Source organism: Pseudomonas sp. NPDC077186 (genome assembly GCF_044543505.1).
Taxonomy (GTDB): domain Bacteria; phylum Pseudomonadota; class Gammaproteobacteria; order Pseudomonadales; family Pseudomonadaceae; genus Aquipseudomonas.
In genome coordinates this window covers 75,854-100,562 of sequence record NZ_JBITWE010000003.1, presented here as the reverse complement: position 1 = coordinate 100,562, position 24,709 = coordinate 75,854, and the positions used below count along the sequence as shown (strand labels likewise).

The following is a 24,709-nucleotide window of genomic DNA, read 5'->3' as shown; positions in this document are numbered from 1 at the left end:
ATTCTACCTGCTTGCTTGTAATTGGGGAGTCCCATGGATATTACCGAGCTGCTTGCCTTCAGCGCCAAGCAAGGCGCGTCGGATTTGCACCTCTCGGCCGGTCTGCCGCCGATGATCCGCGTCGACGGCGATGTGCGCCGGATCAACCTGCCGCCGCTGGACCACAAGCAGGTGCACGCGCTGATCTACGACATCATGAACGACAAGCAGCGCAAGGACTTCGAGGAGTTCCTCGAGACCGACTTCTCCTTCGAGGTGCCGGGCGTGGCGCGTTTCCGGGTCAACGCCTTCAACCAGAACCGCGGCGCCGGCGCGGTGTTCCGGACCATTCCGTCGAAGGTGCTGACCATGGAAGACCTCGGCATGGGCGAGGTGTTCCGCAAGATCACCGACGTGCCGCGCGGCCTAGTGCTGGTCACCGGCCCTACCGGTTCGGGCAAGTCGACCACCCTGGCGGCCATGCTCGACTACCTCAACAGCAACAAGTACCACCACATCCTCACCATCGAAGACCCCATCGAATTCGTTCACGAGTCGAAGAAGTGCCTGGTCAACCAGCGCGAGGTGCACCGCGACACCCACGGCTTCTCCGAAGCCCTGCGTTCGGCGCTGCGGGAAGACCCGGACATCATCCTGGTCGGCGAGATGCGCGATCTGGAGACCATCCGCCTGGCGCTGACCGCCGCGGAAACCGGTCACCTGGTGTTCGGCACCCTGCACACCACCAGCGCGGCGAAGACCATCGACCGTGTCGTCGACGTGTTCCCCGCCGAAGAGAAATCCATGGTCCGCTCCATGCTCTCGGAATCGCTGCAGGCGGTGATCTCGCAGACCCTGCTGAAGAAGATCGGCGGCGGCCGGGTGGCGGCCCACGAGATCATGATCGGCACCCCGGCGATCCGTAACCTGATCCGCGAGGACAAGGTGGCGCAGATGTACTCGGCGATCCAGACCGGCGGTTCGCTGGGCATGCAGACCCTCGATGCCTGCCTGAAGAACCTGGTGGCCAAGGGTCTGGTCAGTCGCGACAGCGCGCGAGAGAAGGCCAAGAGCCCGGAAAGCCTCTAACAACAGAAATGGGGCGGCCAGCGGCCGCCCGCGGTAGCGACTGCGGAGCACGCCAGCAGTCGCCGGGCTTCGCACGGAGCCTCCCGCGTCCTGGTGCGTGTCGTTGATGGGCGAGACCGAAGATGGAATTCGAAAAACTGCTGCGCCTGATGGTGGAAAAAGGCGGCTCCGACCTGTTCATCACCGCCGGCGTGCCGCCGTCGATGAAGGTCAACGGCAAGATCATGCCGGTGACCAAGAACGCCATGTCGCCGGAGCAGACCCGCGAGACCGTGCTCGGCGTGATGAACGAGGCGCAACGCCGCGATTTTGCCGAGAACCACGAGTGCAACTTCGCCATCAGCGCCCGCGGCATCGGCCGCTTCCGCGTCAGTGCCTTCTACCAGCGCAACCTGGTGGGCATGGTGCTGCGCCGCATCGAGACCAACATCCCCACCATCGACGACCTCAAGCTGCCGGAAATCCTCAAGAAGCTGGCGCTGACCAAGCGCGGCCTGGTGCTGTTCGTCGGCGCCACCGGTACCGGCAAGTCCACCTCGCTGGCGGCGATGATCGGCTACCGCAACAAGAACAGCAGCGGCCACATCATCTCCATCGAAGACCCGATCGAATACATCCACCAGCACCAGAACTGCATCGTCACCCAGCGCGAGGTGGGCATCGACACCGAGTCCTTCGAGGTGGCGCTGAAGAACACCCTGCGCCAGGCGCCGGACGTGATCCTGATCGGCGAGGTGCGCACCCGCGAGACCATGGACCACGCCGTGGCCTTCGCCGAAACCGGCCACCTGTGCCTGGCCACCCTGCACGCCAACAACGCCAACCAGGCGCTGGACCGCATCATCAACTTCTTCCCGGCGGACCGGCAGAACCAGGTGTGGATGGACCTGTCGCTCAACCTCAAGGCCATCGTCGCTCAGCAACTGATTCCAACCCCGGATGGCAAAGGTCGCCGCGCGGTGATCGAGGTGCTGATCAACACCCCGCTGGCCGCCGACCTGATCCGCAAGGGCGAGGTGCACGAGCTCAAGGGCCTGATGAAGCGCTCCACCGAGCAGGGCATGCAGACCTTCGACCAGGCACTGTACAACCTCTATATCCAGGGCGAGATTACCTACGAAGACGCGCTGCTCTACGCCGACTCGGCCAACGACCTGCGCCTGATGATCAAGCTCGGCTCGGAGACCGATGGCGACCACCTGACCAGCATGTCCCAGGGGTTGTCGTTGGAAGTCAGCGAGGAAGATCCGGGGCGGCGCTTCCGCTAGCCCCCGTAGCTGACCCCGTGGCCGGCTCTATGCCGGCCGCGCTGCTTTCGCCCGAGGAAACCTTGTGTCGGGCGGGGCGTCTGAGACAGTTCATCGCACAAGGAGATTGCCATGCAACGACAGGACACCCACAGCAAGCTGATCGGCTACCTGCTGTGGATTTTCGGCTTCCTCGGTTCGCACCGTTTCTACTACGGCAGGCCGGTGACCGGCACCATCTGGTTCTTCACCCTCGGCCTGCTGTTCATCGGCTGGATCATCGACCTGTTCCTGATCCCTTCGATGGACCGCGAGGCCGACCTGCGCTTTACCGCCGGCGATACCGACTACAACGTCGCCTGGATCCTGCTGACCTTCCTCGGCATCTTCGGCGTGCACCGCATGTACCAGGGCAAGTGGCTCACCGGAATCCTCTATCTGCTGACCGGCGGCCTGTTCCTGCTCGGCGTGCTCTACGACTTCTGGACGCTGAATACGCAGATCTCGATCAAGAACGCCCAGCGCGGTTGAGTCATCAGTGGTGCGCGCGGCGCACCCTACGCAAAAGGGCATCCCGCGGGATGCCCTTTTCGTTTGGCGTTTGACCTGTGGGAGGGGCTTTCGGCTCTGGCATCCTGGTCCTGCATCCATGCAGTCGTAGCCGCGACTGTCGCCGCTGAAGCGCCTCCCACAAGCGGTCTGCCTCAGTCGTCGTTGTCGTCCTCGTCGGCGCCGTCGACCTTCATGCCCAGTTCCTTGATCTTGCGCGTCAGGGTGTTGCGGCCCCAGCCCAGCAGCAGGGCGGCGTCGCGGCGGCGGCCGGCGGTGTGCTTGAGCGCGGTCTCGATCATGATCCGCTCGAACGCCGGCACGGCGCTGTCGAGCAGGTTGGATTGGCCGCGCGCCAGGGCCTGGTCGGCCCACAGGCGCAGGGCCTGTTCCCAGTTGGTCACCGGCGCGGCGTCCTGCGGCTGGCTGAGCAGCTCCGGCGGCAGGTCGTCGACGTGCACTTCGCGGCCCGAGGCCATCACCGTGATCCAGCGGCAGGTGTTCTCCAGCTGGCGCACGTTGCCCGGCCAGGGCAGGTGCTTGAGGTAGTCCTCGGTCTCGCCCTTGAGCAGCTTGGGCTCGACCGCCAGCTCCTGCGCGGCGCGTGCGAGGAAGTGGTGGGCCAGGGTGGGGATGTCCTCGCGGCGGTCGGCCAGGCGCGGAATGTGGATACGAATGACGTTGAGGCGGTGGAACAGGTCTTCGCGGAACTTGCCGGCCTGCACCAGGGTTTCCAGGTTCTGGTGGGTGGCGGCGATGATGCGCACGTCCACCTTGACCGGGGTATGCCCGCCGACCCGGTAGAACTCGCCGTCGGCCAGCACGCGCAGCAGGCGCGTCTGGGTGTCGGCCGGCATGTCGCCGATCTCGTCGAGGAACAGGGTGCCGCCGTCGGCCTGCTCGAAGCGGCCGCGGCGCTGGTTGGCGGCGCCGGTGAAGGCGCCCTTCTCGTGGCCGAACAGCTCCGATTCCATCAGGTCCTTGGGGATGGCCGCCATATTCAGCGCGATAAAGGGCGACGCCGCGCGCGGGCTGTGGCGGTGCAGGGCGTGGGCCACCAGCTCCTTGCCGGTGCCGGATTCGCCGTTGATCAGCACGGTGATATTGGAGTGGGACAGGCGGCCGATGGCGCGGAACACCTCCTGCATCGCCGGCGCCTCGCCGATGATCTCCGGGGTGCGCGCCTGGGCGGCGGGGGCGGCCAGGCTCTGCTGCTCCTGGGCGTGCTGGAAGGCGCGCTTGACCAGCGACACCGCCTCGTCGACGTCGAACGGCTTGGGCAGGTACTCGAAGGCGCCGCCCTGGTAGCTGGCCACCGCGCTGTCGAGGTCCGAGTGCGCGGTCATGATGATCACCGGCAGGCGCGGGTACAGCTCGCGGATCCGTGCCAGCAGGTCGAGGCCGCTGGCGCCGGGCATGCGGATGTCGGAGATGATCACGTCCGGCTGCTGGCGGGTCAGGCGGGCGAGGACACCGTCGGCACTGTCGAAACTCTGGGTGGTCATGCCTTCCTGCTGCAGCGCCTTTTCCAGCACCCAGCGGATGGAACGATCGTCGTCGACAATCCAGACGGTTTCACTGCGGCTCATGGCGAGGTTGCTCCTTGTTCCAGCGGCAGGAAGATCGAGAACACGGTGTGGCCGGGGTGGCTCTCGCATTCGATCAGGCCCTGGTGCTGACTGATGATGTTCTGGGTGATGGCCAGGCCCAGGCCGGTGCCGTCGGCCCGCCCGCTGACCATGGGGTAGAAGATGGTTTCCTGCAGCTCGGCGGGGATGCCCGGGCCGTTGTCGATGATCTGGACCTTGACCACCAGGCGGTGGCGGGTGTGGCCGATGGTGAACTGGCGCAGGGTGCGGGTGCGCAGGCTGATGCGGCCCAGGCCCATGTCGTGCTTCTGCCCGGCGATGGCCTGCATGGCGTTGCGCACTATGTTGAGCACCGCCTGGATCAGCTGCTCGCGGTCGATCAGCAGGTCGGGGATGCTCGGGTCGTAGTCGCGCACCAAAGTGATGCCGCCCTGGCTCTCCGCCTCGATCAGGTTGGCGACCCGCTCCAGCACCTCGTGGATGTTGGTCATCGCCAGCGACGGCAGCTTGTTCGAGCCGAGCATACGGTCGACCAGGTTTCTCAGCCGGTCGGCTTCCTCGATGATGACGTTGGTGTAGTCCTTCAGGTGTTCTTCCGGCAGCTCGCGCGCCAGCAACTGCGCCGCGCCGCGGATGCCGCCGAGCGGGTTCTTGATCTCGTGGGCCAGGCCGCGCACCAGCAGCTTGGTGGTCTCCTGCTTGGACAGCTGCGCCTCTTCCTTGGTGATGCGCAGCAGGCGGTCGCGTGGGTGCACCTCCAGCAGCAGCAGGGTCTGGCCACGGTTGAACAGCGGGGTGACGGCGTAGTCGACGGTCAGGGTCTGGCCGGTGACCGAGGTCAGCACCGCCTCGCGCTTGTTGAACGGATGCGCCTGTTCCACCGCCTGGCGCAGCGACGACAGCGCCTCGGGCGATTCGGTGAACAGCTCGCTGATGAACTGGCCATGGCTGCGCTGGCCGCTGACGGCCAGGAGCATTTCCGCCGCCGGGTTCATGTACTCGAGGCGCAGCTGGCTGTCGAGCAGCAGGGTGGCGGTAGTCAGGTTGTCGAGTAGCAGGCGGTGCAGAGCGTCGTTGATGGTCATAGGCAGCGCGTTCCGGCAATGGGCAGGAAAATGCAAGAAGCAAACCAAAGCCCCGAAAAGACGCATGTTCTCTGCGCCTTGGCGGGTTTTCGCGGGGTTGCGGCACGGCGAGGCGGGCAATTACGACCCAAAACAGGGACAGCTTAGGAGGTGGTGCGCGCCATTGCACCATAAGGGTGCGGTGGCGTTCAGAGGAAGGGCAGGATGCTGATCAGTCCCTTGTCTTCTTTCGGCTTGTCCTTCAGCGGGCACTCGGGGCGCACGCCGTAGTCGTCCTTCTGGCAGGGGTTGACCTTGCGCTTCTGCGCCAGCGACATGCGGTGCATGTGGAAGGGCTGGGCCGGGGTGCGCTCCACGGTCAGGCCGGCGGCGTCGATGATCTCCACGGCCAGCAGGTGGGTGCCGCGGTCGACGTGCTGCAGCGGAAACACCGGGCTGCGGCTCGGCTCGCCCTGCACCTGGCCGTCGAGCAGCAGGCGGTAGCTGTGCCCGGGCAGCAGGCCGGGTTCGCTGGTGGCGGTGACGATCAGGTCGCCCGAGGCGTTGTGCACCGAGGCGTCCGGTTCGGGCACCAGGATGCGCAGCAGCTGGTAGTGGATGGCCATCTTGCTCACCGCGGCGGGGGCCGCGGGCGCCGCCGCGCCGCCCGGCTGGCTGAGCTGCACGCTGTTGGAGGGGGCGAGGATCACCGGCTGCGCGCTGCTGCTGCGCGGCTTGTCGGTGAACACCCGGTTACCTTCGGCGTCGACGTAGGTGTAGACCTGCGCCAGGGCGCCCTGGGCGATCAGCAGCAGGCAGAGAAGCAGTGCACGCATGGGTCAGTTCGCCGGTTTCGGAGTGGGTTTGGGCGGTGGGGGTGGCGGACGCAGCGCCGGGCTGCTGGTGTTGACCCGCTGCACGGTGAAGGTGACGCTGGCGCTCTGCTGGATCGCCCGCTCGCCGCTGAGCACCTCGACCGCCAGGCTGTGCTCGCCGCGGTCGACGTTGACCAGCTGCAGGCGCGGCACGTTGCTCGCCTGGCCGTGCGGCTGGCCATCGAGCAGCAGGCGCAGGCGGTGGCCGGCGGCCAGGCGCGGCTGGATGTCGACGCCGACGCTGAAGGTGCCGTTGTTGGCGCGCATGGCTTCGTCGTCGGGGATGTCGGTCAGGCTCAGCACCGAGTAGGGTGCCTCGGCCTGCGCGGTCGCTTCGCTGCTGGCGGCCGGCACGCTGGGCGCCTGCATTTCCACCGTGTTGGTCGGCGGCAGGCTGACGCTCTCGGCGGCGGTGCCGTCCGGCGGCTGGTTGGTGAACACCGTGTTGCCGTTGGCATCGGTGTACTTGTAGATCTGCGCGGCGACCGGCAGGGCCAGGCCGAGCAGCAGGCAAGCGAGCAACGGGCGCATGGGCCATTTCCTCCCTGGGTGATGCGGCTAAGCCTTGCACCGGCAAGGCGCCCTGGCAAGTGCCGCGCGGTGGCGTTGTGATGCAGAAGATGAAAGCGGCGTTGCGGCACGCTCCGTCGCACCGGCAGCGCGCGAGGCGGGCAGCAATCCGTAGGGCGCGCCGTGCGCACCGAATAAAGCGCCGTGGGGCTCGATGGTGCGCACGGCGGGCCAGGGGCGCCGGCATACGCAACACAAAAAAGCCCCGCCAGGCAGCGCCGGGCGGGGCTTTCGAGTGCGCCGCACAGGGCGGCGCGAGGCTGGCTTAGACGCTGTAGTACAGGTCGTATTCCAGCGGGTGCACGAAGGTGCGCACCTTGATTTCTTCTTCGCTCTTCAGCTCGATGTAGGCATCGATGAAGTCGTCGGAGAACACGCCGCCCTTGGTCAGGAACGCGCGGCCCTTGTCCAGCTCTTCCAGGGCTTCTTTCAGGCTGCCGCACACCTGCGGGATCAGCTTGCCTTCTTCCGGCGGCAGGTCGTACAGGTTCTTGTCGGCTGCATCGCCCGGGTGGATCTTGTTCTGGATGCCGTCCAGGCCGGCCATCAGCAGCGCGGCGAAGGCCAGGTACGGGTTGGCAGCCGGGTCCGGGAAGCGCGCTTCGATACGGCGGGCTTTCGGGCTGGCAACGTACGGGATGCGGATCGAGGCGGAACGGTTGCGGGCCGAGTAGGCCAGCATCACCGGAGCTTCGAAACCCGGAACCAGGCGCTTGTAGGAGTTGGTCGACGGGTTGGTGAAGCCGTTCAGGGCCTTACCGTGCTTGATGATGCCGCCGATGAAGTACAGAGCAGTCTCGGACAGGCCGGCATAGCCTTCGCCAGCGAAGGTGTTCTTGCCGTCTTTGGAGATCGACATGTGCACGTGCATGCCCGAGCCGTTGTCGCCGTACAGCGGCTTCGGCATGAAGGTGGCGGTCTTGCCGTAGGCGTCGGCGACGTTGTGTACGCAGTACTTCAGGGTCTGAACTTCGTCAGCCTTGGCCACCAGGGTGTTGAACTTCACGCCGATTTCGTTCTGGCCGGCAGTGGCCACTTCGTGGTGGTGCACTTCGACGACCAGGCCCATTTCTTCCATGGCGTTGCACATGGCAGTACGGATTTCGTGGTCGTGGTCGCACGGCGGAACCGGGAAGTAACCGCCCTTGACGGCCGGACGGTGGCCCTTGTTGCCGCCTTCGACGTCGCCGTCGGTCATCCAGGAGCCTTGCTCGGAGTAGATCTTGAACATCGAGCCGGAGATGTCGGACTTGAACTTCACTTCGTCGAAGATGAAGAACTCGGGCTCCGGGCCGACGAACACGGTGTCGCCGATGCCGGTGGTCTTGAGGAATTCCTCGGCGCGCTTGGCGATCGAGCGCGGGTCGCGGTCGTAGCCTTGCATGGTGCTCGGCTCGATGATGTCGCAGACCAGGATCAGGGTCGGCTCTTCGGTGAAGGGGTCGAGCACGGCGGTGTCGTCGACCGGCATCAGGATCATGTCGGAGGCTTCGATGCCTTTCCAGCCATGAATGGAGGAGCCGTCGAACATCTTGCCGTGTTCGAAGAAATCGTCGTCCAGGGCATCGCGAGCCGGCATGGTCACGTGGTGCTGCTTGCCTTTGGTATCGGTGAAGCGCAGGTCTACCCACTTCACGTCGTGTTCTTTGATCAGTTGAACAGCCTTAGACATGTTGTCCTCCAGATGGAAAAGGCTCGCTTCGTGGAGCCCCGATATGTGCGGTGAAGCCCGGCGGGATAGTCCTCCAGGGCAACCTGCCTCACAAGGGAGCAAATTGCATGCCAGTGCCCCGGAATGGACGGAAGCCCGAAAACTCAGGCGCTGCGCGGCCTGCATGGGACATGTGCAGGAATATTTGCACCATTTAGGGGCTGTCAAATATCGCAATGTTCTATTTTGGTGCGCTCTGCGAGGTGCGCAGTATTTTTGGTCAAAGCTTGAGCAATTTCCGCTATAATCCGCGCCCCTGTTTTTCCGTCGCCCCTGCAGGCGCCCAATTCATGAAGCTGATCGTCAAAGTTTTCCCGGAAATCACCATCAAGAGCCGCCCGGTGCGCAAGCAGTTCATCCGCCAGTTGGGGAAGAACATCCGCACCGTGCTGCGTGATCTTGACCCCGAACTGCGGGTGACCGGTGTCTGGGACAACCTCGAGGTCGAGACCGACCTGGACGATCCGCGCCTGCTCGCCGAGATGACCGAGCGCCTGCGCAATACGCCCGGCATCGGCCTGTTCCTCGAGGTCAACGAGTACCCGCTGGGCGATCTGGACGACATCACCGAGCACTGCAAGCGCCACTACGCCGACCAGCTGCCGGGCAAGATCTTCGCCGTGCGCTGCAAACGCGGCGGCAAGCACGCCTTCAGCTCCATCGACGTCGAGCGCCATGTCGGCTCGCGCCTGCGCCAGGAGTGCAATGCGGCCGGCATCGACCTGAAGAAGCCGCAGGTCGAAGTGCGCATGGAGATCCGCGACCAGCGCCTGTTCGTCGTCCATCACCGCCACGAAGGCCTCGGCGGCTACCCGCTGGGCTCGCTGGAGCAGACCCTGGTGCTGATGAGCGGCGGCTTCGACTCCACCGTGGCGGCCTACCAGATGATGCGCCGCGGCCTGGTCAGCCACTTCTGCTTCTTCAACCTCGGCGGTCGCGCCCACGAGCTGGGCGTGATGGAAGTGGCCCACTACCTGTGGCAGAAGTTCGGCCGTTCGCAGCGCGTGCTGTTTATCAGCGTGCCGTTCGAGGAAGTGGTCGGCGAGATCCTCGGCAAGGTCGACAACAGCCAGATGGGCGTGATCCTCAAGCGCATGATGCTGCGCGCCGCCACCCGCATGGCCGAGCGCCTGGAGATCGAGGCGCTGGTCACCGGCGAGGCGATCAGCCAGGTTTCCAGCCAGACCCTGACCAACCTGGCGGTGATCGACGCGGCCACCGACATGCTGGTGATGCGCCCGCTGGTGGCCAGCCACAAGCAGGACATCATCGACACCGCCACGCGCATCGGCACCGCCGAGTTCGCCAAGCACATGCCCGAGTATTGCGGGGTGATTTCGGTCAACCCGACCACCAAGGCCCGCGGTTATCGCATCGAGCGCGAAGAAGCGCAGTTCGACATGGCCGTGCTCGAGCGTGCCCTGGAGCGCGCCACCCTGCTGCCCATCGACCGGGTGATCGACGAGCTGGGCAAGGACGTGCAGGTCGAGGAGGTGCGCGAGGCGCTGGCCGGGCAGATCGTCATCGACATCCGCCACCCCGATGCCGCCGAAGACGCGCCCCTCGAGCTGCCCGGCATCGAGGTGCAGGCGCTGCCGTTCTATGCGCTGAACAACAAGTTCAAGGAACTGGATGAGAACCGCCAGTACCTGCTGTATTGCGACAAGGGCGTGATGAGCCGCCTGCATGCCCACCACCTGCTGAGCGAGGGGCATGCCAATGTGCGCGTTTATCGTCCGGCATAAAACGCCCGGGCTGAATGGCGGCAGCATCCGCCATCGGCCTCCCGACCGATCGCGCCGCTGAGGCGCGCGTCCGCCAGATTTCCTTAACGACCTGTCTGTACCTTCAATCCTGATTTTTCGCGTTGGGCTTCGCTACGCTCAACCCAACCTACGAGACCACTACTGTGATCGAAAACCTGCGCAACATCGCCATCATCGCCCACGTCGACCATGGCAAAACCACCCTCGTCGACGCCCTGCTGCGTCAGTCCGGCACCCTGGAACGCAACGAGCTCAACGACGAGCGCGTGATGGACAGCAACGACCAGGAAAAAGAGCGCGGCATCACCATTCTGGCCAAGAACACCGCCATCAAGTGGAACGACTACCGCATCAACATCGTCGACACCCCCGGCCACGCCGACTTCGGTGGTGAAGTCGAGCGCGTGATGTCGATGGTCGACTCGGTGCTGCTGGTGGTCGACGCCCAGGACGGCCCGATGCCGCAAACCCGCTTCGTGACCAAGAAGGCCTTCGAAGCTGGCCTCAAGCCGATCGTCGTGATCAACAAGATCGACCGTCCGGGCGCGCGTCCGGACTGGGTCATGGACCAGATCTTCGACCTGTTCGACAACCTCGGCGCCACCGACGAGCAGCTCGACTTCCAGGTCGTCTACGCCAGCGCCCTGAACGGCATCGCCGGTCTCGACCACAGCGACATGGCTGAAGACCTGACCCCGCTGTACCAGGCCATCGTCGACCACGTACCGGCACCGAACGTCGACCTCGACGGTCCGTTCCAGATGCAGATCTCCGCGCTGGACTACAACAGCTTCCTCGGCATCATCGGCGTCGGCCGTATTGCCCGTGGCAAGATCAAGCCGAACACCCCGGTGACTGCCATCGACGTCGACGGCAAGAAGCGTAACGGCCGTATCCTCAAGCTGATGGGCCACCACGGCCTGCACCGCGTGGACGTCGAAGAAGCCACCGCCGGTGACATCGTCTGCGTCAGCGGTATGGATCAGCTGTTCATCTCCGACACCCTCTGCGACATCAACCATGTCGAAGCGATGAAGCCGCTGACCGTTGACGAGCCGACCGTCTCGATGACCTTCCAGGTCAACGATTCGCCGTTCTGCGGCAAGGAAGGCAAGTTCGTCACCAGCCGCAACATCAAGGAGCGTCTGGACAAGGAGCTGCTGTACAACGTGGCTCTGCGCGTTGAAGAAGGCGACAGCGCCGACAAGTTCAAGGTCTCCGGCCGTGGTGAGCTGCACCTCTCGGTTCTGATCGAAACCATGCGCCGCGAAGGCTTCGAAATGGGCGTTGGCCGTCCGGAAGTGATCATTCGTGAAGTGGGCGGCGTCAAGCAGGAGCCGTTCGAGAACGTCACCATCGACATCCCGGAAGAATCCCAGGGCAAGGTCATGGAAGAAATGGGCCTGCGTAAGGGCGACCTGACCAACATGTCGCCGGACGGCAAAGGTCGCGTGCGCCTGGAATACAACATCCCGGCTCGCGGTCTGATCGGTTTCCGTAACCAGTTCCTGACCCTGACCAACGGCGCCGGCATCCTGACCTCGATCTTCGACCGTTACGACACCGTCAAGCCGGGCAGCATGTCTGGCCGTCAGAACGGCGTACTGGTGTCGATCGATACCGGCAAGGCGCTGACCTATTCCCTGGAAACCCTGCAGGCGCGCGGCAAGCTGTTCGTCGAGCACGGCCAGGAAATCTACAACGGTCAGATCGTCGGCCTGAACAGCCGCGACAACGACCTGGGTGTGAACCCCACCAAGGGCAAGAAGCTCGACAACATGCGTGCTTCGGGCAAGGACGAAACCATCGCCCTGGTGCCGCCGGTGCGCTTCACCCTGGAGCAGGCGCTGGAGTTCATCCAGGACGATGAATTGTGCGAAGTGACTCCAAAGTCCATTCGCCTGCGTAAAAAGATTTTGGACGAAGGCGAGCGCACCCGCGCTGCCAAGAAAGCCAACAAGGCTTGATGCGGCTTAGCCTAGCGCTGTAGCTGAAAAGCCCCGCCAGAGCGATCTGGCGGGGCTTTTTGTTGGGGCGCCGCCCCTGTAGGAGCGGCTTCAGCCGCGAAGCTTCTGCGCGATCCGGGTCGCCCGCTCTGCCTGTTGTGCAGGGCGTAGGGATTGTCGCGGCTAAACCGGCTCGCCGCGCGCCGCTCCTAGGGTTGGGCGTGGCGCCGCCAATAGAAAGCCCCGGCATCCGCCAGGATGCCGGGGCTTTCACAGGTTATCAGCCGCGCTGCGGCCGACAGGCCAGCAGCCCGTAGGCCGCCAAGCCGATCACCAGCAGCAGGCTCAGCGTCATCACTCGCCGGCCACCTGGCGCAGCTGCGCCGGCTCTTCGCCGAGGTTGTTGAGCATGCGCTCGCTGTACCAGTCGATAAAGTTGACCACGCCGAACTCGTAGGTCTTCGAGTAGGGGCCGGGCTGGTAGGCGGTGGAGTTGATGCCGCGCTGGTTCTCCTCGCCCAGGCGACGGTCCTGGTCGTTGGTGGCGTCCCACACCTGGCGCAGGCGCTCGACGTCGTAGTCGACGCCTTCCACCGCGTCCTTGTGTACCAGCCACTTGGTGATCACGATCGACTCCTGGGCGCTGATCGGCCACACGGTGAAGTTGATCAGGTGGTCGCCCATGCAGTGGTTCCACGAATGGGGCAGGTGGAGGATGCGCATGGAGCCCAGGTCCGGGTTCTGGATCCGCCCCATCAGCTTCTTGCAGCCCTGCTTGCCGTCCATGGTCATGGACACGGTGCCCTTGAGCAGCGGCATGCGTACGATGCGGTTGCGCAGGCCGAAGCCGGCATGCGCGTAGGGAATCTTCTCCGCGTCCCAGGCGGCGGCGCATTCGGCGACGTGATCCTTGAACTCCTGGGTCGCGCGCGGGTCGTTGGTGTCGTCCCATTCCAGCAGGGTGTTGAGCAGCTCCGGGTGCGAACCGTTGCAGTGGTAGCACTCGCGGTTGTTCTCCAGCACCAGCTTCCAGTTGGCCTTCTCCTTCATGCTGCTCTGCACCGCGACCTTGGTGTTCTCCATGTCGTACGGCTCCATGTAGTGAGCCAGGCCGGCGAGGAACTCGTCGATCGCCGGCGGGTTTTCCGCCAGGCTGATGAAGATGAAGCCGCCGGCGCTCTTGCAGTGCACCGGCTTGAGGCTGTAGTCCTTGAGGTCGAAGTCGGCGCCCATCTCGCTGCCGGCGAACAGCAGGCGGCCGTCCAGTTCGTAGGTCCACTGGTGGTAGGGGCAGACCAGCTTGGCCACCTTGCCCTTGTCGCTCACGCACAGGCGCGAGCCGCGGTGACGGCAGACGTTGTGGAAGGCATGGATCTGCCCCTCGGCGCCGCGCACCACGAGGATCGGGTTGTCGCCGAGCTGCAGGGTGAGGAAGTTGCCCTTGGCCGGGATTTCGCAGGTCATGCCGGCGATCAACCACTCCTTGTGGAAGATCTCCTGCATGTCGATCTGGAACAGCCGCTCGTCGTTGTAGAAGGGTTGCGGCAGCGAGAAGGTGCGCTCGCGCTCGCGCAGCATGCCGGCGGTGGCCTTGCGTGCGGGCTCCAGCGGGTCGCCCAGGCTCAGGGTGTGGGTGCAGTCCATCGGTGACTCCTCATGGCTGGCGCGGGGGCGGCAGCCGCAAAAGTGGCTGATACGGTGGTGACGCAAGGCGTTGTGGCGGCTGCTGCGAGCGGGTCGGCGGCCGCGCGTTGTCGGGGGTTGCTCTGAGGCTGAGTGTGGATTCGCCGCGCCGCGAAACCTTATCCATGGGCGACATGGCCGAATGCGTTTCCGACGCGCCAGGCCCCGTGCCAAGCGGCAGGTCGCGATGAGCATGCCGATGTCGCTGGCAGATAAATGAGGGCGCGCGGCGTTTCGCACAATCGGCGCCATATAGGCCGATGTCCGGCCGCGTGGAGAGCCGTTCATGACCACCAACGCCTTCCTCAACCCGGTTACCACCCAGACCTGGACCAACGGCCGCCACCTGGTGCGTTGCGTCAAGGTGATCCAGGAAACCTGGGACGTGCGCACCTTCTGCTTTATGGCCGAACAGCCGGTGCTGTTCTTCTTCAAGCCGGGGCAGTTCGTCACCCTCGAGCTGGAGATCGACGGTGCGCCGATCATGCGCTCCTACACCATCTCCAGCTCGCCGTCGGTGCCTTACAGCTTCTCCATCACCATCAAGCGGGTGCCGGGCGGCAAGGTGTCGAACTGGCTGCACGACAACCTCAAGGAGGGCGACGAGCTGCCGGTGCACGGCCCGGTGGGGCTGTTCAACGCCATCGACTTCCCCGCCGAGAGGGTGCTGTTCCTCTCCGGCGGCGTCGGCATCACCCCGGTGATGTCGATGGCGCGCTGGTTCTTCGACACCAACGCCAACGTCGACATGGTCTTCGTGCACAGCGCGCGTTCGCCCAAGGACATCATCTACCACCGCGAGCTGGAGCACATGGCCTCGCGGATCAACAACTTCAGCCTGCACCTGATCTGCGAGAAGCATGGCCTGGGCGAGGCCTGGGCCGGCTACCGCGGCTACCTCAACCAGAAGATGCTGGAGCTGATCGCCCCGGACTTCATGGAGCGCGAGATCTTCTGCTGCGGCCCGACCCCCTATATGAGCGCGGTCAAGCACCTGCTGCAGGGCAACGGCTACGACATGAGCCGCTACCACGAGGAGGCCTTCGGCCCGACGCCGCCGGAGATCCGCGCCGAGGTCAAGGAACTGGCCGCCGAGGCGGCCGAGGCGCCCGAGGTGCCGCTGGCCGACCTGCACCAGGTGGAGTTCGTCAGCACCGGCAAGAGCATCCGCGTCGCTCCCGGCGAAACCGTGCATGCCGCCGCCGCCAAGCTCGGCCTGCACATCCCCAAGGCCTGCGGCATGGGCATCTGCGGTACCTGCAAGGTGATGAAGACCGCCGGCGAGGTGGACATGGAACACAACGGCGGGATCACCGACGAGGACGTCGCCGAGGGCTACATCCTGTCCTGCTGCAGCGTGCCCAAGGGCGATGTGGCGATCGACTACTGAGTGGCGCCTGGCGCTGGCGGCTGGCGAGTATTTGACTAGTCTTCACAGGGCTCCCGGCGCGTAGTCTTCATCCCGCAGTAGAGGTGTTCCCAGGGGCATGGGCGGGAACGGGCGGCGTCCGTTCTCTTGCTGGGGGAGGCCTGCGGCGCGTAGGGCGCGCAGCCGTTTCCCCCTATTGCGTGCAGGGGGCCTCGGGATGGGGTGCAACAAAGGACGTGGGCAGCGGGCTGGCGGCCGTCTTCCCTTGGCGGTGCTGGTGTGTGGCGGGGTGGCCTTGAATGCGCTGGCCCTGCGGGCCGCGGCCATCGATTTCAACGGCAACGAATCGGCCGGCGACGCCGTCATCGACAACAGCATCGAAGGCGTCAATTTCAACGACCAGAGCACGGCCGGCAGCGCCACCATCAACAACAGTTTCAGTGGCCTGACCTTCTTCAACGATCAGAGCACGGCCGGCAGCGCGACTATCCGCAGCGAGAACGGCGGCGCGACGATCTTCGCCGGGCAGAGCAGCGCCGGCAATGCGCTGATCATCAGTGGCGAAGAGGGGCGCACGCTCTTCACCGACAACAGCGACGGCGGCACGGCCCGGCTGGTGGCGGAGAACAGCGGCTTCGTCGACTTCTCCGAGGCGCAGGGGCCCGATGGCGCGGGGCGCTTCACCGTTGGCTCGATCGAGGGCAACGGCGGCTTCGAACTCGGCTCGGCGGTGGTGGCGGTCGGCAGCAATAACCTGGATACGCAGGCGACCGGCTCCCTCGGCGGCGATGTCGACGGCACCCTGATCAAGGTCGGCAGCGGTACGCTGACGGTGCGCGGCGAGAACGCCAACAGCTTCGCCAGCGCCATTCGTATCGAGGGCGGGCTGATCAACTTCGACGGCGGCGACAGCCTGGGCAGCGGCAGCATCCTGCTCGATGGCGGCGGGCTGCAGTGGGGCGATGCCTCCTCCTTCGACATCTCCTCGCGGCTCGAGGCGCTGGGCGCGGCGGGCGGCACCTTCGATACCAACGGCAACGATGTGCTGCTCTCGGGCGCCATCGGCGGCAGCGGCTCGCTGACCAAAGCCGGGGCGGGCGTACTCGACCTGCTGGGGCCGGCCAGCTACAGCGGCGCCACCATCGTCCAGGCCGGCACCCTGCGTCAGGGCAGCAGCGGCGGCTTCGTGCAGAACGGCGCCTATGTCATCGACGGCGGCGCGCTCGACCTCAACAGCGTCGGCCTGAGCATGGGCTCGCTGTCCGGCAGCGGCGGTCAGGTGCTGCTGGGCAGCGCCGATCTGGTGGTCGATCAGGCCGTCGATAGCAGCTACGCCGGCGCGATCAGCGGCAGCGGCGGCCTTTCCAAGCTGGGGGCCGGGCTGCTGTTGCTCGAAGGCAGCAACGACTACGCCGGCCTCACCCAGGTGAGCGACGGCACGCTGCGTCAGGGTGCTGCCGGGGCCTTCGTCGCCGGTGGCAGCTACCTGGTCAGCGGCGGCGTGCTCGACCTCAACGGCTTCGACCTGAGCATGGGCTCGCTGTCCGGCAGCGGCGGCGAGGTGGCACTGGGCGGCGCCGAGCTGACCCTGGTGCAGACCTCGGACAGCAGTTTTTCCGGCGTGATCAGCGGCAGCGGCGGCCTGATCAAGCAGGGCGATGGGCTGTTGCTGCTGTCCGGCGCCAACAGTTACAGCGGCACCACGCGGATCGACGGCGGTACCTTGCGCCAGGGCGCGGCCGGCGCCTTGGCCGGTGGCGACTACAGCGTCAACGCCGGGGTGCTCGACCTCAACGGCTTCGACCTGGACATGGGCTCGCTGTCCGGCAGCGGCGGCGAAGTGGCGCTGGGCGCCGCCAATCTAGGCATCGATCAGGCGGCGGACGGCACCTTCTCCGGGGTCATCAGCGGCAGCGGCGGATTGCGCAAGTCTGGCGACGGGACGCTGCTGCTGACCGGCACCAACAGTTACGGCGGCGTGACCCAGGTCAGCGGCGGCACGCTGCGCCAGGGCAGTGCCGGGGCGTTCGTCGCCGGTGGCGATTACCTGGTCGATGGCGGCGTGCTCGATCTCAACGGCTTCGACCTGAACATGAACGCGCTGACCGGCGGCGCTGGCGAGGTGGCGCTGGGCAGCGCCGACCTGACCCTGGCGCTGGCCTCGGGCGGCAGTTTTGCCGGCGTGATCAGCGGCAGCGGCGGCCTGATCAAACAGGGCGACGGCCTGTTGATGCTGGCCGGCGCCAACACCTACAGCGGCGCCACTCAGCTGCGCGGCGGCACGCTGCTGCAGGGCAGTGCCGGCGGCTTCGCCGCAGGCGACTACGTCATCGACGCCGGCCTGCTCGACCTCAACGGCTTCGACCTGAGCATGGGATCGCTGTCCGGCAACGGCGGCGAGGTGGCGCTGGGCGGCGCCGACCTGACCCTGGTGCAGGCCGTCGACGGCAGCTTCCTCGGCACCATCAGCGGCAGCGGCGGCCTGATCAAGCAGGGCGGCGGGACGTTGACGCTGTCCGGCAACAACAGCTACAGCGGCGCCACGCGGGTGGACGCCGGCACCTTGCGCCAGGATTCGGCCGGCGGCTTGGTATCCGGCGGGGCCTATGAGCTGGGCGGCGGGGTGCTGGATCTCGGCGGCTTCGATCTGAGCATGACTGAGCTGGCGGGCGCTGGCGGGCAGGTGGCGCTGAGTGGCGCGACGCTGACGGTCGATCAGGCGAGCGATACCAGCTTCGCCGGTGCCATCCTCGGTTCGGGCGGCTTCATCAAGGACGGCGCCGGCAGGCTCGATCTTGGCGGCAGCCACGGCATTGCGGGCACCACCGAAGTCCGCGGCGGCACCCTGGCGGTCAACGGCTCGCTGCTGTCCGCTATCCAGGTGCAGAGCGGCGCCACCCTGGGCGGCACCGGCACGGTCGGTAGCGTGCAGCTCGCCGACGGCGGCATCCTGGCGCCGGGCAACTCCATCGGCACGCTGAACGTCGACGGCGACCTGATCTTCAGCCCCGGCTCGGTCTTCCTGGTGGAGACCGATGCCGCCGGCAATGCCGACCAGGTGCTGGTCAGCGGGCTGGCCAGTCTGGCCGGCACCGTGCAGGTGCTGGCGGAAAACGGCACCTACGCGCCGGCCACCAGCTACGGCATCCTCAGTGCCGGGCAGCTGAGCGGCGAGTTCGACGCTGTCAGCTCCAACCTGGCCTTTCTCGACCCCAGCCTGAGCTACGCCGGCAACGCCGGCAACGCCGTGACCCTGACCCTGACGCGCAACGACACCAGCTTCTCCAGCCTGGCGCGCACGCCCAACCAGGTGGCTTTCGCTCAAGCGGCCGAGAGCCTGGGCGAGGACAACGAGGTCTACCGCACCCTGCTCGACCTGGGCGAGGACGAGGTGGCCGATACCTTCAACAAACTGTCCGGCGACGCCCATGCCAGCATCGCCTCGGCGGTGATGTTCGACGACCTCAACCTGTCGCGTGCGCCGCTGGGCAACCTGCGCCGCAACCTAGCCTCGCCCGAGCGCGCGCTGCCCTACTGGGTGCAGGTCGGCGGCGGGCGCCAGCGTATCGACGACGACGGCAACGCCGGCGAGATCATCCAGGATCACGAGAGCATGCTGTTCGGCGGCGACTGGCCGGTATACGGCGACTGGCGCCTGGGCGGCGCCTTCGGCTACGGCCAGGAGCAGCTGGATGTCGACTCGCGCGACGCCAAGGCCGACTCCGACAGCTACCGCTACGCGCTGTACGGCGGGCGTGATGTCGAACTGTCGCGCGGCACGCTCAAGCTGTTCGGCGGCGGCGGCTACAGCCAGCACCAGATCGACAGCCAGCGCGACGTGCGCCTGATCGACGGCCCGGAGCGGCTGACCCGCCAGTACGACGTCAACACCGCGCAGGGCTTCGGCGAGCTGGCCTGGCACCTGAAGTTCGACGAGCCGGCCTATGTCGAGCCCTTCGTCGGCCTGCTGCTGATCGACCAGCGCAGCGACAGCTTCAGCGAGCAGGGCGGGGCCGCCGCGCTATCGGCGGACAGCCAGCGCAACGAGCTGCTCAGCACCAGCCTCGGCGTGCGCGGCCAGCAGTTGTTCCAGCTGGCCGAACGCGACCTATTGTTCAATGGCTCGTTCACCTGGCGGCAGATCAACGGCGACCTGCGCCCGGAACTGGACCTGCAACTGGAGGGCGGCGACAAGTTTCGCGTGTTGGGTACCGAGCTGCCGCGCAACAGCTTCCTGGTCGAGCTCAACCTCGACTACTCGATCACCCCGAACATCGTCCTCGACGTGGATTACAACGGCGTGTTCAGCGACAGCAGCGAGGCCAACAATATCGCCTTCAACCTGCGCTGGAAGATGTAGGCCGGTGCGTAGGGTGTCGCGCGGCCGCCTAGGCCGTGCGCACCGGCTGTGCTGAGTCGGTGGCCGGCGCTCAGGCGCTCATCACCTCGCGGATATCGGCCGCCAGCTGGCGCACCCGCGTCTCGTCGGTGTCCCAGCTGCACATGAAACGCGCACCGCCGGCGCCGATGAAGGTGTAGAAGCGCCAACCGCGGGCGGTCAGCGCGGCGATGGCCGGCTCCGACAGCTGCAGGAACACGCCGTTGGCCTCGACCGGGAACATCAGGCTGACGCCGGGCACGTCTTCGACCAGCGAGGCCAGCAACTGGGCGCAGCGGTTAGCGTGGCCGGCGTAGCGCAGCCAGGCGTCGTCCTGCAGCAGGCCGACCCAGGGCGCCGACAGGTAGCGCATCTTCGAGGCCAACTGGCCGGCCTGCTTGCAGCGGTAATCGAAGTCCTCGGCCAGGGCCTTGTTGAAGAACAGGATCGCCTCGCCCACCGCCATGCCGTTCTTGGTGCCGCCGAAGCACAAGACGTCGACGCCGGCCTTCCAGGTCAACTCGGCCGGGCTGCAGCCGAGGAAGGCGCAGGCGTTGGAGAAACGCGCGCCGTCCATATGCAGGTTCAGCCCCAGCTCCTTGCAGGTCTGGCTGATCGCGCGCACCTCGTCCGGGCGATAGACGGTGCCGACCTCGGTGGCCTGGGTCAGGGTCACCACGCGCGGCTTGGGGTAGTGGATGTCCTGGCGCTTGAGCGCCACCTCGCGGATCGCCGCGGGGGTCAGCTTGCCGTGCTCGGTGCGCGCCAGCAGCAGCTTGGAACCGTTGGAGAAGAATTCCGGGGCGCCGCATTCGTCGGTCTCGACGTGGGCGGTCTCCGAGCAGATCACGCTGTGGTAGCTCTGGCACAGCGAGGCCAGGGCCAGGGAGTTGGCCGCGGTGCCGTTGAAGGCGAAGAACACCTCGCAGTCGGTCTCGAACAGGCGGCGGAAGTGGTCGGCGGCGCGCGCCGTCCAGTCGTCGTCGCCGTAGGCGCGCTGGTGGCCCTGGTTGGCCTCGGCCATGGCGGCCCAGGCCTCGGGGCAGATGCCGGAATAGTTGTCGCTGGCAAATTGCTGGGCGTTGTCGGGCATGGGGCGTTCCTTCTTTGAGCGGGGCCGGCAGGGCGCAGCGGCGGATGGCGCTACTTTACTCCGCGCGGGCCCTGGCCTGGGGCCGCCAAGGCGACAACTTGTTGTGTTCATGCGTACTGGGCGGTCGCTATGCGAACGACCGTTCGACCCTTCGGCGGAACTCATGGCGGCGCCGGGGGTTCACAACCCCAGGGCGGCGGTTTGCCGCCTGTCATCGAAAAGGAGTGTCTTATGAACCATCGCCACCTGCTCGCCTTCGCCCTGCCGCTGGCCGTTGCCTTGCCGTTGTCTGCGGCCGAGTGGACGGCGCAGGCGAAAACCGAATTCGTCCAGCAATGCATCAACGGCGCGCCGGCCGGCTACGAGCAGCCGCAGCTGCAGGCCTATTGCGACTGCGCCGCCGACAAGGTCAGCCAGGAGTTCAGCGAGGCCGAAGTGCAGGCGATCAGCCGCCAGTCGCCGCCCGATGCGGCGCTGCAGCAGCGCCTGGTCGAAGCCACCGGCAGCTGCGCCGGCAAGCTCAAGCCGTAGCCTGGATTTGCCGCAGGCGTAATCCGGGAAGCCACGGCCGCGTCATTGCACAAATAACGCACGCCCGGGCCCAGGCCTCGCAGGGCCTGGCCTGGCGCCGCCTGCCCACAGGCTGTGCACAGAGCGACGCACAGCATTTGTGCACAAGCATCTTCTATCTGATTGATTCTGTTCGATTTTTGCTCGATTGCCGGAAGGCCTTGCGCGGCCTGGGCTGCAGCCTAGGCCGAACAGCCTATGCACAGTTTGCTCCACAGCATCTGTGCATAGTCCACCGCGCCGCAGCCTGGCGCCGGCTGTCGCGGGTGGATAAGTCGCCGCGCCCTGGTGCCTGGCTGTTTCTCGGCCAACCGCGGCAAGTCCAGCGCCGGCAGGGGCTGGCGCCGACTGATCACAGCTTATGCACAGCCTGGTGCACAGTATCTGTGCATGGTCTTATCTGTTAACTGCTTGATATCGTTCAATAAATATACGTTTCACGGCAGGCCTTGGGGCGCCTGGCCCGGCGGCTTCTGCGCACGGCTTATCCACAGCTTGATCCACCCATCCTGTGCGTAACGGCAGGGGGCGACTCTGAACACTTTCGCGTCGAAGCTGAACAAATTTGCTGCCGAGCGACACCGGACAATCTGCCGCACTGCGCCCCGTGGCGCATCCGAGCTAAGGAGTCCTCTCGTGGCCATCAGCGTATTCGACCTGTTCAAGATCGGCATCGGGCCGTCCAGCTCGCACACCGTGGGGCCGATGCGCGCCGCCGCACTGTTCGTCGAGGCGCTGCGCGAGCGTCAGTTGCTGGGCCGGGTGCGGCGCATCGAGGTGCGCCTGTACGGCTCGCTATCGGCCACCGGCGTCGGCCACGGCAGCGACCGTGCGGTGATCATGGGCCTGATGGGCGAGTGGCCGGATCGCATCGACCCGGCGCAGATCGCCCCGCGCATCGCCACCCTGCTCGAACGCGGCGAGCTGCTGCTCGACGGCCGCCTGCCGATTCCCTTCGACTGGGCGCGCGACATGCGCCTGCTGGAGGAGAACCTGCCCTACCACCCCAACGCCATGACCCTGGTGGCCGAGGGCGAGGACGGCGAGCTGCATGCCGATACCTACTACTCGGTGGGCGGCGGTTTCGTCGTCGATGCCGCCCAGGCCGCCACCGGCGCGCTGGACCAGGACCACACCGTGCTGCCCTACGATTTCTCCAGCGGCGCCGAGCTGCTGCTGCTGTGCCGCCAGCACGGCCTGCGCGTGTCGCAACTGATGCTGGCCAACGAGAAGGCCTGGCGCAGCGAGGCCGAGATCCGCGCCGGCCTGCTGCAGCTGTGGCAGGCCATGCAGGACTGCGTGACCAACGGCCTGCGCGAGGAGGGCATCCTCCCCGGCGGGCTGAATGTGCGGCGGCGCGCCGCCAAGCTGCACCGCAGCCTGCAGGAGCTGGGCAAGCCCAACGTGATCGGCAGCACCATGAGCGCCATGGAATGGGTCAACCTCTACGCCCTGGCGGTCAACGAGGAAAACGCCGCCGGCGGGCGCATGGTCACCGCGCCGACCAACGGCGCGGCGGGGATCATCCCGGCGGTGCTGCACTACTACATGCGCTTCAACCCGGATGCCAGCGACGCCGACGTGGTCGACTTCCTCCTGGCTGCGGCGGCGGTGGGCATCCTGTGCAAGAAGAACGCCTCGATCTCCGGCGCCGAAGTCGGCTGCCAGGGCGAGGTGGGCTCGGCCTGCGCCATGGCCGCGGCGGGTCTGGCCGAAGTGCTCGGCGCCAGCCCCGAGCAGCTGGAGAACGCCGCCGAGATCGGCCTGGAACACAACCTCGGGCTGACCTGCGACCCGGTCGGCGGGCTGGTGCAGGTGCCCTGCATCGAGCGCAACGCGATCGCCGCGGTGAAGGCGATCAACGCGGCGCAGATGGCCCTGCGCGGCGACGGCGAGCACCACATCTCGCTCGACCGGGTGATCCGCACCATGCGCGACACCGGCGCCGACATGCACGACAAGTACAAGGAAACCTCGCGCGGCGGCCTGGCGGTGAGCCAGGTCGAGTGCTGATTCTCCTGCCCGCTGGTTTTGTCGAGGACTGCCGCAATGACCCGTTTCGAGAAACTGCCGACCCTTGCCGCCGTGGAGTCCATCGGCTTTCTGCTGGATGAGCAGTTCAGCCTGGTAGCCCTGGCCGCCGCGCTGGAGCCGCTGCGCCTGGCCAACCAGCTGGCCGGGCGCAGCCTGTATCGCTGGCAGACGCTCAGCCTGCAGGGCCGGCCGCTGCGCGCCAGCAACGGCATGTGGATCACCCCGGATGGCGCCGCCGACGCCGCGGGCGAGCTGCACGGGCTGATCCTCTGTGGCAGCGATGCCGCGCAGGCGCGCGAGCGGCCCGAACTGGAGCGCTACCTGCGGCAGCAGGCGCAGCCCGGGCGCTTTCTCGGCGCACTCGGCAGCGGCAGCTGGACGCTGGCGCGCGCCGGTCTGCTGGAGGGCCACCAGTGCAGCACCAGCTGGCGCTGCCGGGTCGATCTGCAGCGCGCGTTTCCCGGCGTGGCGCTGAGCGCCCAGCCCTTTGTCGTCGACCGCGACCGCGGTACCGCCGCCGGCGGCGCGGCGGGGCTGGAACTGATGCTGCAGTTGATCGCTGGTCGGCATGGCCAGCCGCTGGTCAGAGCGATCGCCGAGACCCTAGCGTTCGAGCTGGTCCGCTGCGAGCCGTTGCCGGCGCAGATGCCCTTGTCCCTCTGCGGCGACGAGCCCAGCCCCAAGCTGCGCGAGGTGATCAGCCTGATGGAGAGCAACCTCGAGGAGCCGCTCGAGCTCGGCCAGCTGGCGGGCTTCGTCGCGCTGTCGCGGCGCCAGTTGGAGCGCCTGTTCGAGCGCCATCTGCAGTGCTCGCCGGCGCGCTACTACCTGCGCCTGCGCCTGGTGCGCGCGCGCCAGTTGCTGCGCCGTACCCGCCTCAGCGTGGTCGAGGTGGCAGCCGCTTGCGGCTTCCTCTCGGCGCAGACCTTCTCGCGCTGCTACCGCGAGCACTTCGCCCTCTGTCCCAGCGACGAGCGGCGTACGCCGCAGGTGGCGCTGCACTGACCGCCGTCCCTCCGGCTGTCACCCTTTCGAGGCCCGTCCGTGCTGGCAGCGCGGTACGGGCCTCTTTTTTTGCGCGCGGAAATTGCCCGCTCGGCAGGGCATAGGCCGCAGCGGATCTGACCAACTTCGGGTCGGAATCGTACAAAAGTTCGCGCCGGGCATCTGTTGCAATCCTCTGCAACGACCCGCCAA

At 66.4% G+C, this 24,709-nt stretch carries 17 protein-coding genes; 10 read left to right on the top strand and 7 right to left on the bottom strand.

All coding sequences use genetic code 11. The features are described from left to right. Nucleotides 1-33 precede the first annotated feature (33 nt). From pilT to ACIGKL_RS12365, 3 genes are all read left to right on the top strand, one after another. Nucleotides 34-1,068: a type IV pilus twitching motility protein PilT gene (gene pilT, locus ACIGKL_RS12375; RefSeq protein WP_397486939.1), complete on the top strand. Its 1,035-nt coding sequence runs from the start codon at nt 34-36 to the stop codon at nt 1,066-1,068. A gap of 122 nt (nt 1,069-1,190) precedes the next feature. After that, nucleotides 1,191-2,336, top strand: a complete 1,146-nt coding sequence (locus ACIGKL_RS12370; protein ID WP_397486938.1) for a PilT/PilU family type 4a pilus ATPase — start codon at nt 1,191-1,193, stop codon at nt 2,334-2,336. Nucleotides 2,337-2,447: 111 nt separating this feature from the next. Further along, on the top strand, nt 2,448-2,846 hold the full coding sequence (locus ACIGKL_RS12365) for a TM2 domain-containing protein (protein ID WP_122109627.1): 399 nt from the start codon (nt 2,448-2,450) through the stop codon (nt 2,844-2,846). Between the two features lie 173 nt (nt 2,847-3,019). Here the strand turns inward: ACIGKL_RS12365 and ntrC are convergent, their stop codons facing one another. From ntrC to glnA, 5 genes are all read right to left on the bottom strand, one after another. Then, a complete protein-coding gene (gene ntrC / locus ACIGKL_RS12360; RefSeq protein WP_397486937.1) occupies nt 3,020-4,453 on the bottom strand; it encodes a nitrogen regulation protein NR(I) in 1,434 nt (477 codons plus the stop codon). Further along, nucleotides 4,450-5,538, bottom strand: a complete 1,089-nt coding sequence (gene glnL / locus ACIGKL_RS12355) for a nitrogen regulation protein NR(II) (protein WP_397486936.1) — start codon at nt 5,536-5,538, stop codon at nt 4,450-4,452. The genes ntrC and glnL overlap by 4 nt, the downstream gene beginning before the upstream one ends. 188 nt (nt 5,539-5,726) lie before the next feature. After that, on the bottom strand, nt 5,727-6,353 hold the full coding sequence (locus tag ACIGKL_RS12350; protein ID WP_397486935.1) for a DUF4124 domain-containing protein: 627 nt from the start codon (nt 6,351-6,353) through the stop codon (nt 5,727-5,729). A gap of 3 nt (nt 6,354-6,356) precedes the next feature. Next, nucleotides 6,357-6,923: a DUF4124 domain-containing protein gene (locus tag ACIGKL_RS12345; RefSeq protein WP_397486934.1), complete on the bottom strand. Its 567-nt coding sequence runs from the start codon at nt 6,921-6,923 to the stop codon at nt 6,357-6,359. Between the two features lie 304 nt (nt 6,924-7,227). Then, nucleotides 7,228-8,634 carry a glutamate--ammonia ligase gene (gene glnA / locus ACIGKL_RS12340; protein ID WP_397486933.1) on the bottom strand — a complete coding sequence of 469 codons (1,407 nt, stop codon included), beginning with the start codon at nt 8,632-8,634 and terminating at the stop codon, nt 7,228-7,230. A gap of 329 nt (nt 8,635-8,963) precedes the next feature. Here glnA and thiI point away from each other — a divergent pair, with 329 nt between their 5' ends. Together thiI and typA are read left to right on the top strand one after the other, a co-directional pair. Further along, nucleotides 8,964-10,418, top strand: a complete 1,455-nt coding sequence (thiI, locus tag ACIGKL_RS12335; protein ID WP_397486932.1) for a tRNA uracil 4-sulfurtransferase ThiI — start codon at nt 8,964-8,966, stop codon at nt 10,416-10,418. A gap of 164 nt (nt 10,419-10,582) precedes the next feature. Then, nucleotides 10,583-12,406, top strand: a complete 1,824-nt coding sequence (typA, locus tag ACIGKL_RS12330; protein WP_397486931.1) for a translational GTPase TypA — start codon at nt 10,583-10,585, stop codon at nt 12,404-12,406. A 333-nt stretch (nt 12,407-12,739) separates the two neighbouring features. On the opposite strand, the gene gbcA is transcribed toward typA, so the two are convergent. Then, nucleotides 12,740-14,029, bottom strand: coding sequence for a glycine-betaine demethylase subunit GbcA (gbcA, locus tag ACIGKL_RS12325; RefSeq protein WP_397486930.1), 1,290 nt, complete (start codon nt 14,027-14,029; stop codon nt 12,740-12,742). A gap of 325 nt (nt 14,030-14,354) precedes the next feature. On the opposite strand from gbcA, the gene gbcB reads away from it, so the two are divergent. Together gbcB and ACIGKL_RS12315 are read left to right on the top strand one after the other, a co-directional pair. Continuing rightward, a complete protein-coding gene (gene gbcB / locus ACIGKL_RS12320) occupies nt 14,355-15,458 on the top strand; it encodes a glycine-betaine demethylase subunit GbcB (RefSeq protein WP_397486929.1) in 1,104 nt (367 codons plus the stop codon). A gap of 274 nt (nt 15,459-15,732) precedes the next feature. Further along, nucleotides 15,733-19,797, top strand: coding sequence for an autotransporter-associated beta strand repeat-containing protein (locus tag ACIGKL_RS12315; RefSeq protein ID WP_397486928.1), 4,065 nt, complete (start codon nt 15,733-15,735; stop codon nt 19,795-19,797). A gap of 70 nt (nt 19,798-19,867) precedes the next feature. Here the strand turns inward: ACIGKL_RS12315 and ACIGKL_RS12310 are convergent, their stop codons facing one another. Continuing rightward, nucleotides 19,868-20,908, bottom strand: coding sequence for a low specificity L-threonine aldolase (locus ACIGKL_RS12310; RefSeq protein ID WP_397486927.1), 1,041 nt, complete (start codon nt 20,906-20,908; stop codon nt 19,868-19,870). 231 nt (nt 20,909-21,139) lie between these two features. On the opposite strand from ACIGKL_RS12310, the gene ACIGKL_RS12305 reads away from it, so the two are divergent. The 3 genes from ACIGKL_RS12305 (at nt 21,140) to ACIGKL_RS12295 (ending at nt 24,517) form a co-directional block, all read left to right on the top strand. Continuing rightward, complete coding sequence (locus tag ACIGKL_RS12305) at nt 21,140-21,439, top strand: hypothetical protein (protein WP_397486926.1); 300 nt, start codon at nt 21,140-21,142, stop codon at nt 21,437-21,439. Between the two features lie 675 nt (nt 21,440-22,114). Then, nucleotides 22,115-23,491 carry an L-serine ammonia-lyase gene (locus ACIGKL_RS12300; RefSeq protein ID WP_397486925.1) on the top strand — a complete coding sequence of 459 codons (1,377 nt, stop codon included), beginning with the start codon at nt 22,115-22,117 and terminating at the stop codon, nt 23,489-23,491. A 36-nt stretch (nt 23,492-23,527) separates the two neighbouring features. Beyond that, a complete protein-coding gene (locus ACIGKL_RS12295; RefSeq protein WP_397486924.1) occupies nt 23,528-24,517 on the top strand; it encodes a GlxA family transcriptional regulator in 990 nt (329 codons plus the stop codon). Nucleotides 24,518-24,709 lie beyond the last annotated feature (192 nt).

Bases quoted from the DNA above. Each gene is read 5' to 3' on its own strand.
- pilT (WP_397486939.1), top strand. From the start codon at position 34: ATGGATATTACCGAGCTGCTTGCCTTCAGCGCCAAGCAAGGCGCGTCG.
- ACIGKL_RS12370 (WP_397486938.1), top strand. From the start codon at position 1,191: ATGGAATTCGAAAAACTGCTGCGCCTGATGGTGGAAAAAGGCGGCTCC.
- ACIGKL_RS12365 (WP_122109627.1), top strand. From the start codon at position 2,448: ATGCAACGACAGGACACCCACAGCAAGCTGATCGGCTACCTGCTGTGG.
- ntrC (WP_397486937.1), bottom strand. From the start codon at position 4,453: ATGAGCCGCAGTGAAACCGTCTGGATTGTCGACGACGATCGTTCCATC.
- glnL (WP_397486936.1), bottom strand. From the start codon at position 5,538: ATGACCATCAACGACGCTCTGCACCGCCTGCTACTCGACAACCTGACT.
- ACIGKL_RS12350 (WP_397486935.1), bottom strand. From the start codon at position 6,353: ATGCGTGCACTGCTTCTCTGCCTGCTGCTGATCGCCCAGGGCGCCCTG.
- ACIGKL_RS12345 (WP_397486934.1), bottom strand. From the start codon at position 6,923: ATGCGCCCGTTGCTCGCTTGCCTGCTGCTCGGCCTGGCCCTGCCGGTC.
- glnA (WP_397486933.1), bottom strand. From the start codon at position 8,634: ATGTCTAAGGCTGTTCAACTGATCAAAGAACACGACGTGAAGTGGGTA.
- thiI (WP_397486932.1), top strand. From the start codon at position 8,964: ATGAAGCTGATCGTCAAAGTTTTCCCGGAAATCACCATCAAGAGCCGC.
- gbcA (WP_397486930.1), bottom strand. From the start codon at position 14,029: ATGGACTGCACCCACACCCTGAGCCTGGGCGACCCGCTGGAGCCCGCA.
- gbcB (WP_397486929.1), top strand. From the start codon at position 14,355: ATGACCACCAACGCCTTCCTCAACCCGGTTACCACCCAGACCTGGACC.
- ACIGKL_RS12310 (WP_397486927.1), bottom strand. From the start codon at position 20,908: ATGCCCGACAACGCCCAGCAATTTGCCAGCGACAACTATTCCGGCATC.
- ACIGKL_RS12305 (WP_397486926.1), top strand. From the start codon at position 21,140: ATGAACCATCGCCACCTGCTCGCCTTCGCCCTGCCGCTGGCCGTTGCC.
- ACIGKL_RS12295 (WP_397486924.1), top strand. From the start codon at position 23,528: ATGACCCGTTTCGAGAAACTGCCGACCCTTGCCGCCGTGGAGTCCATC.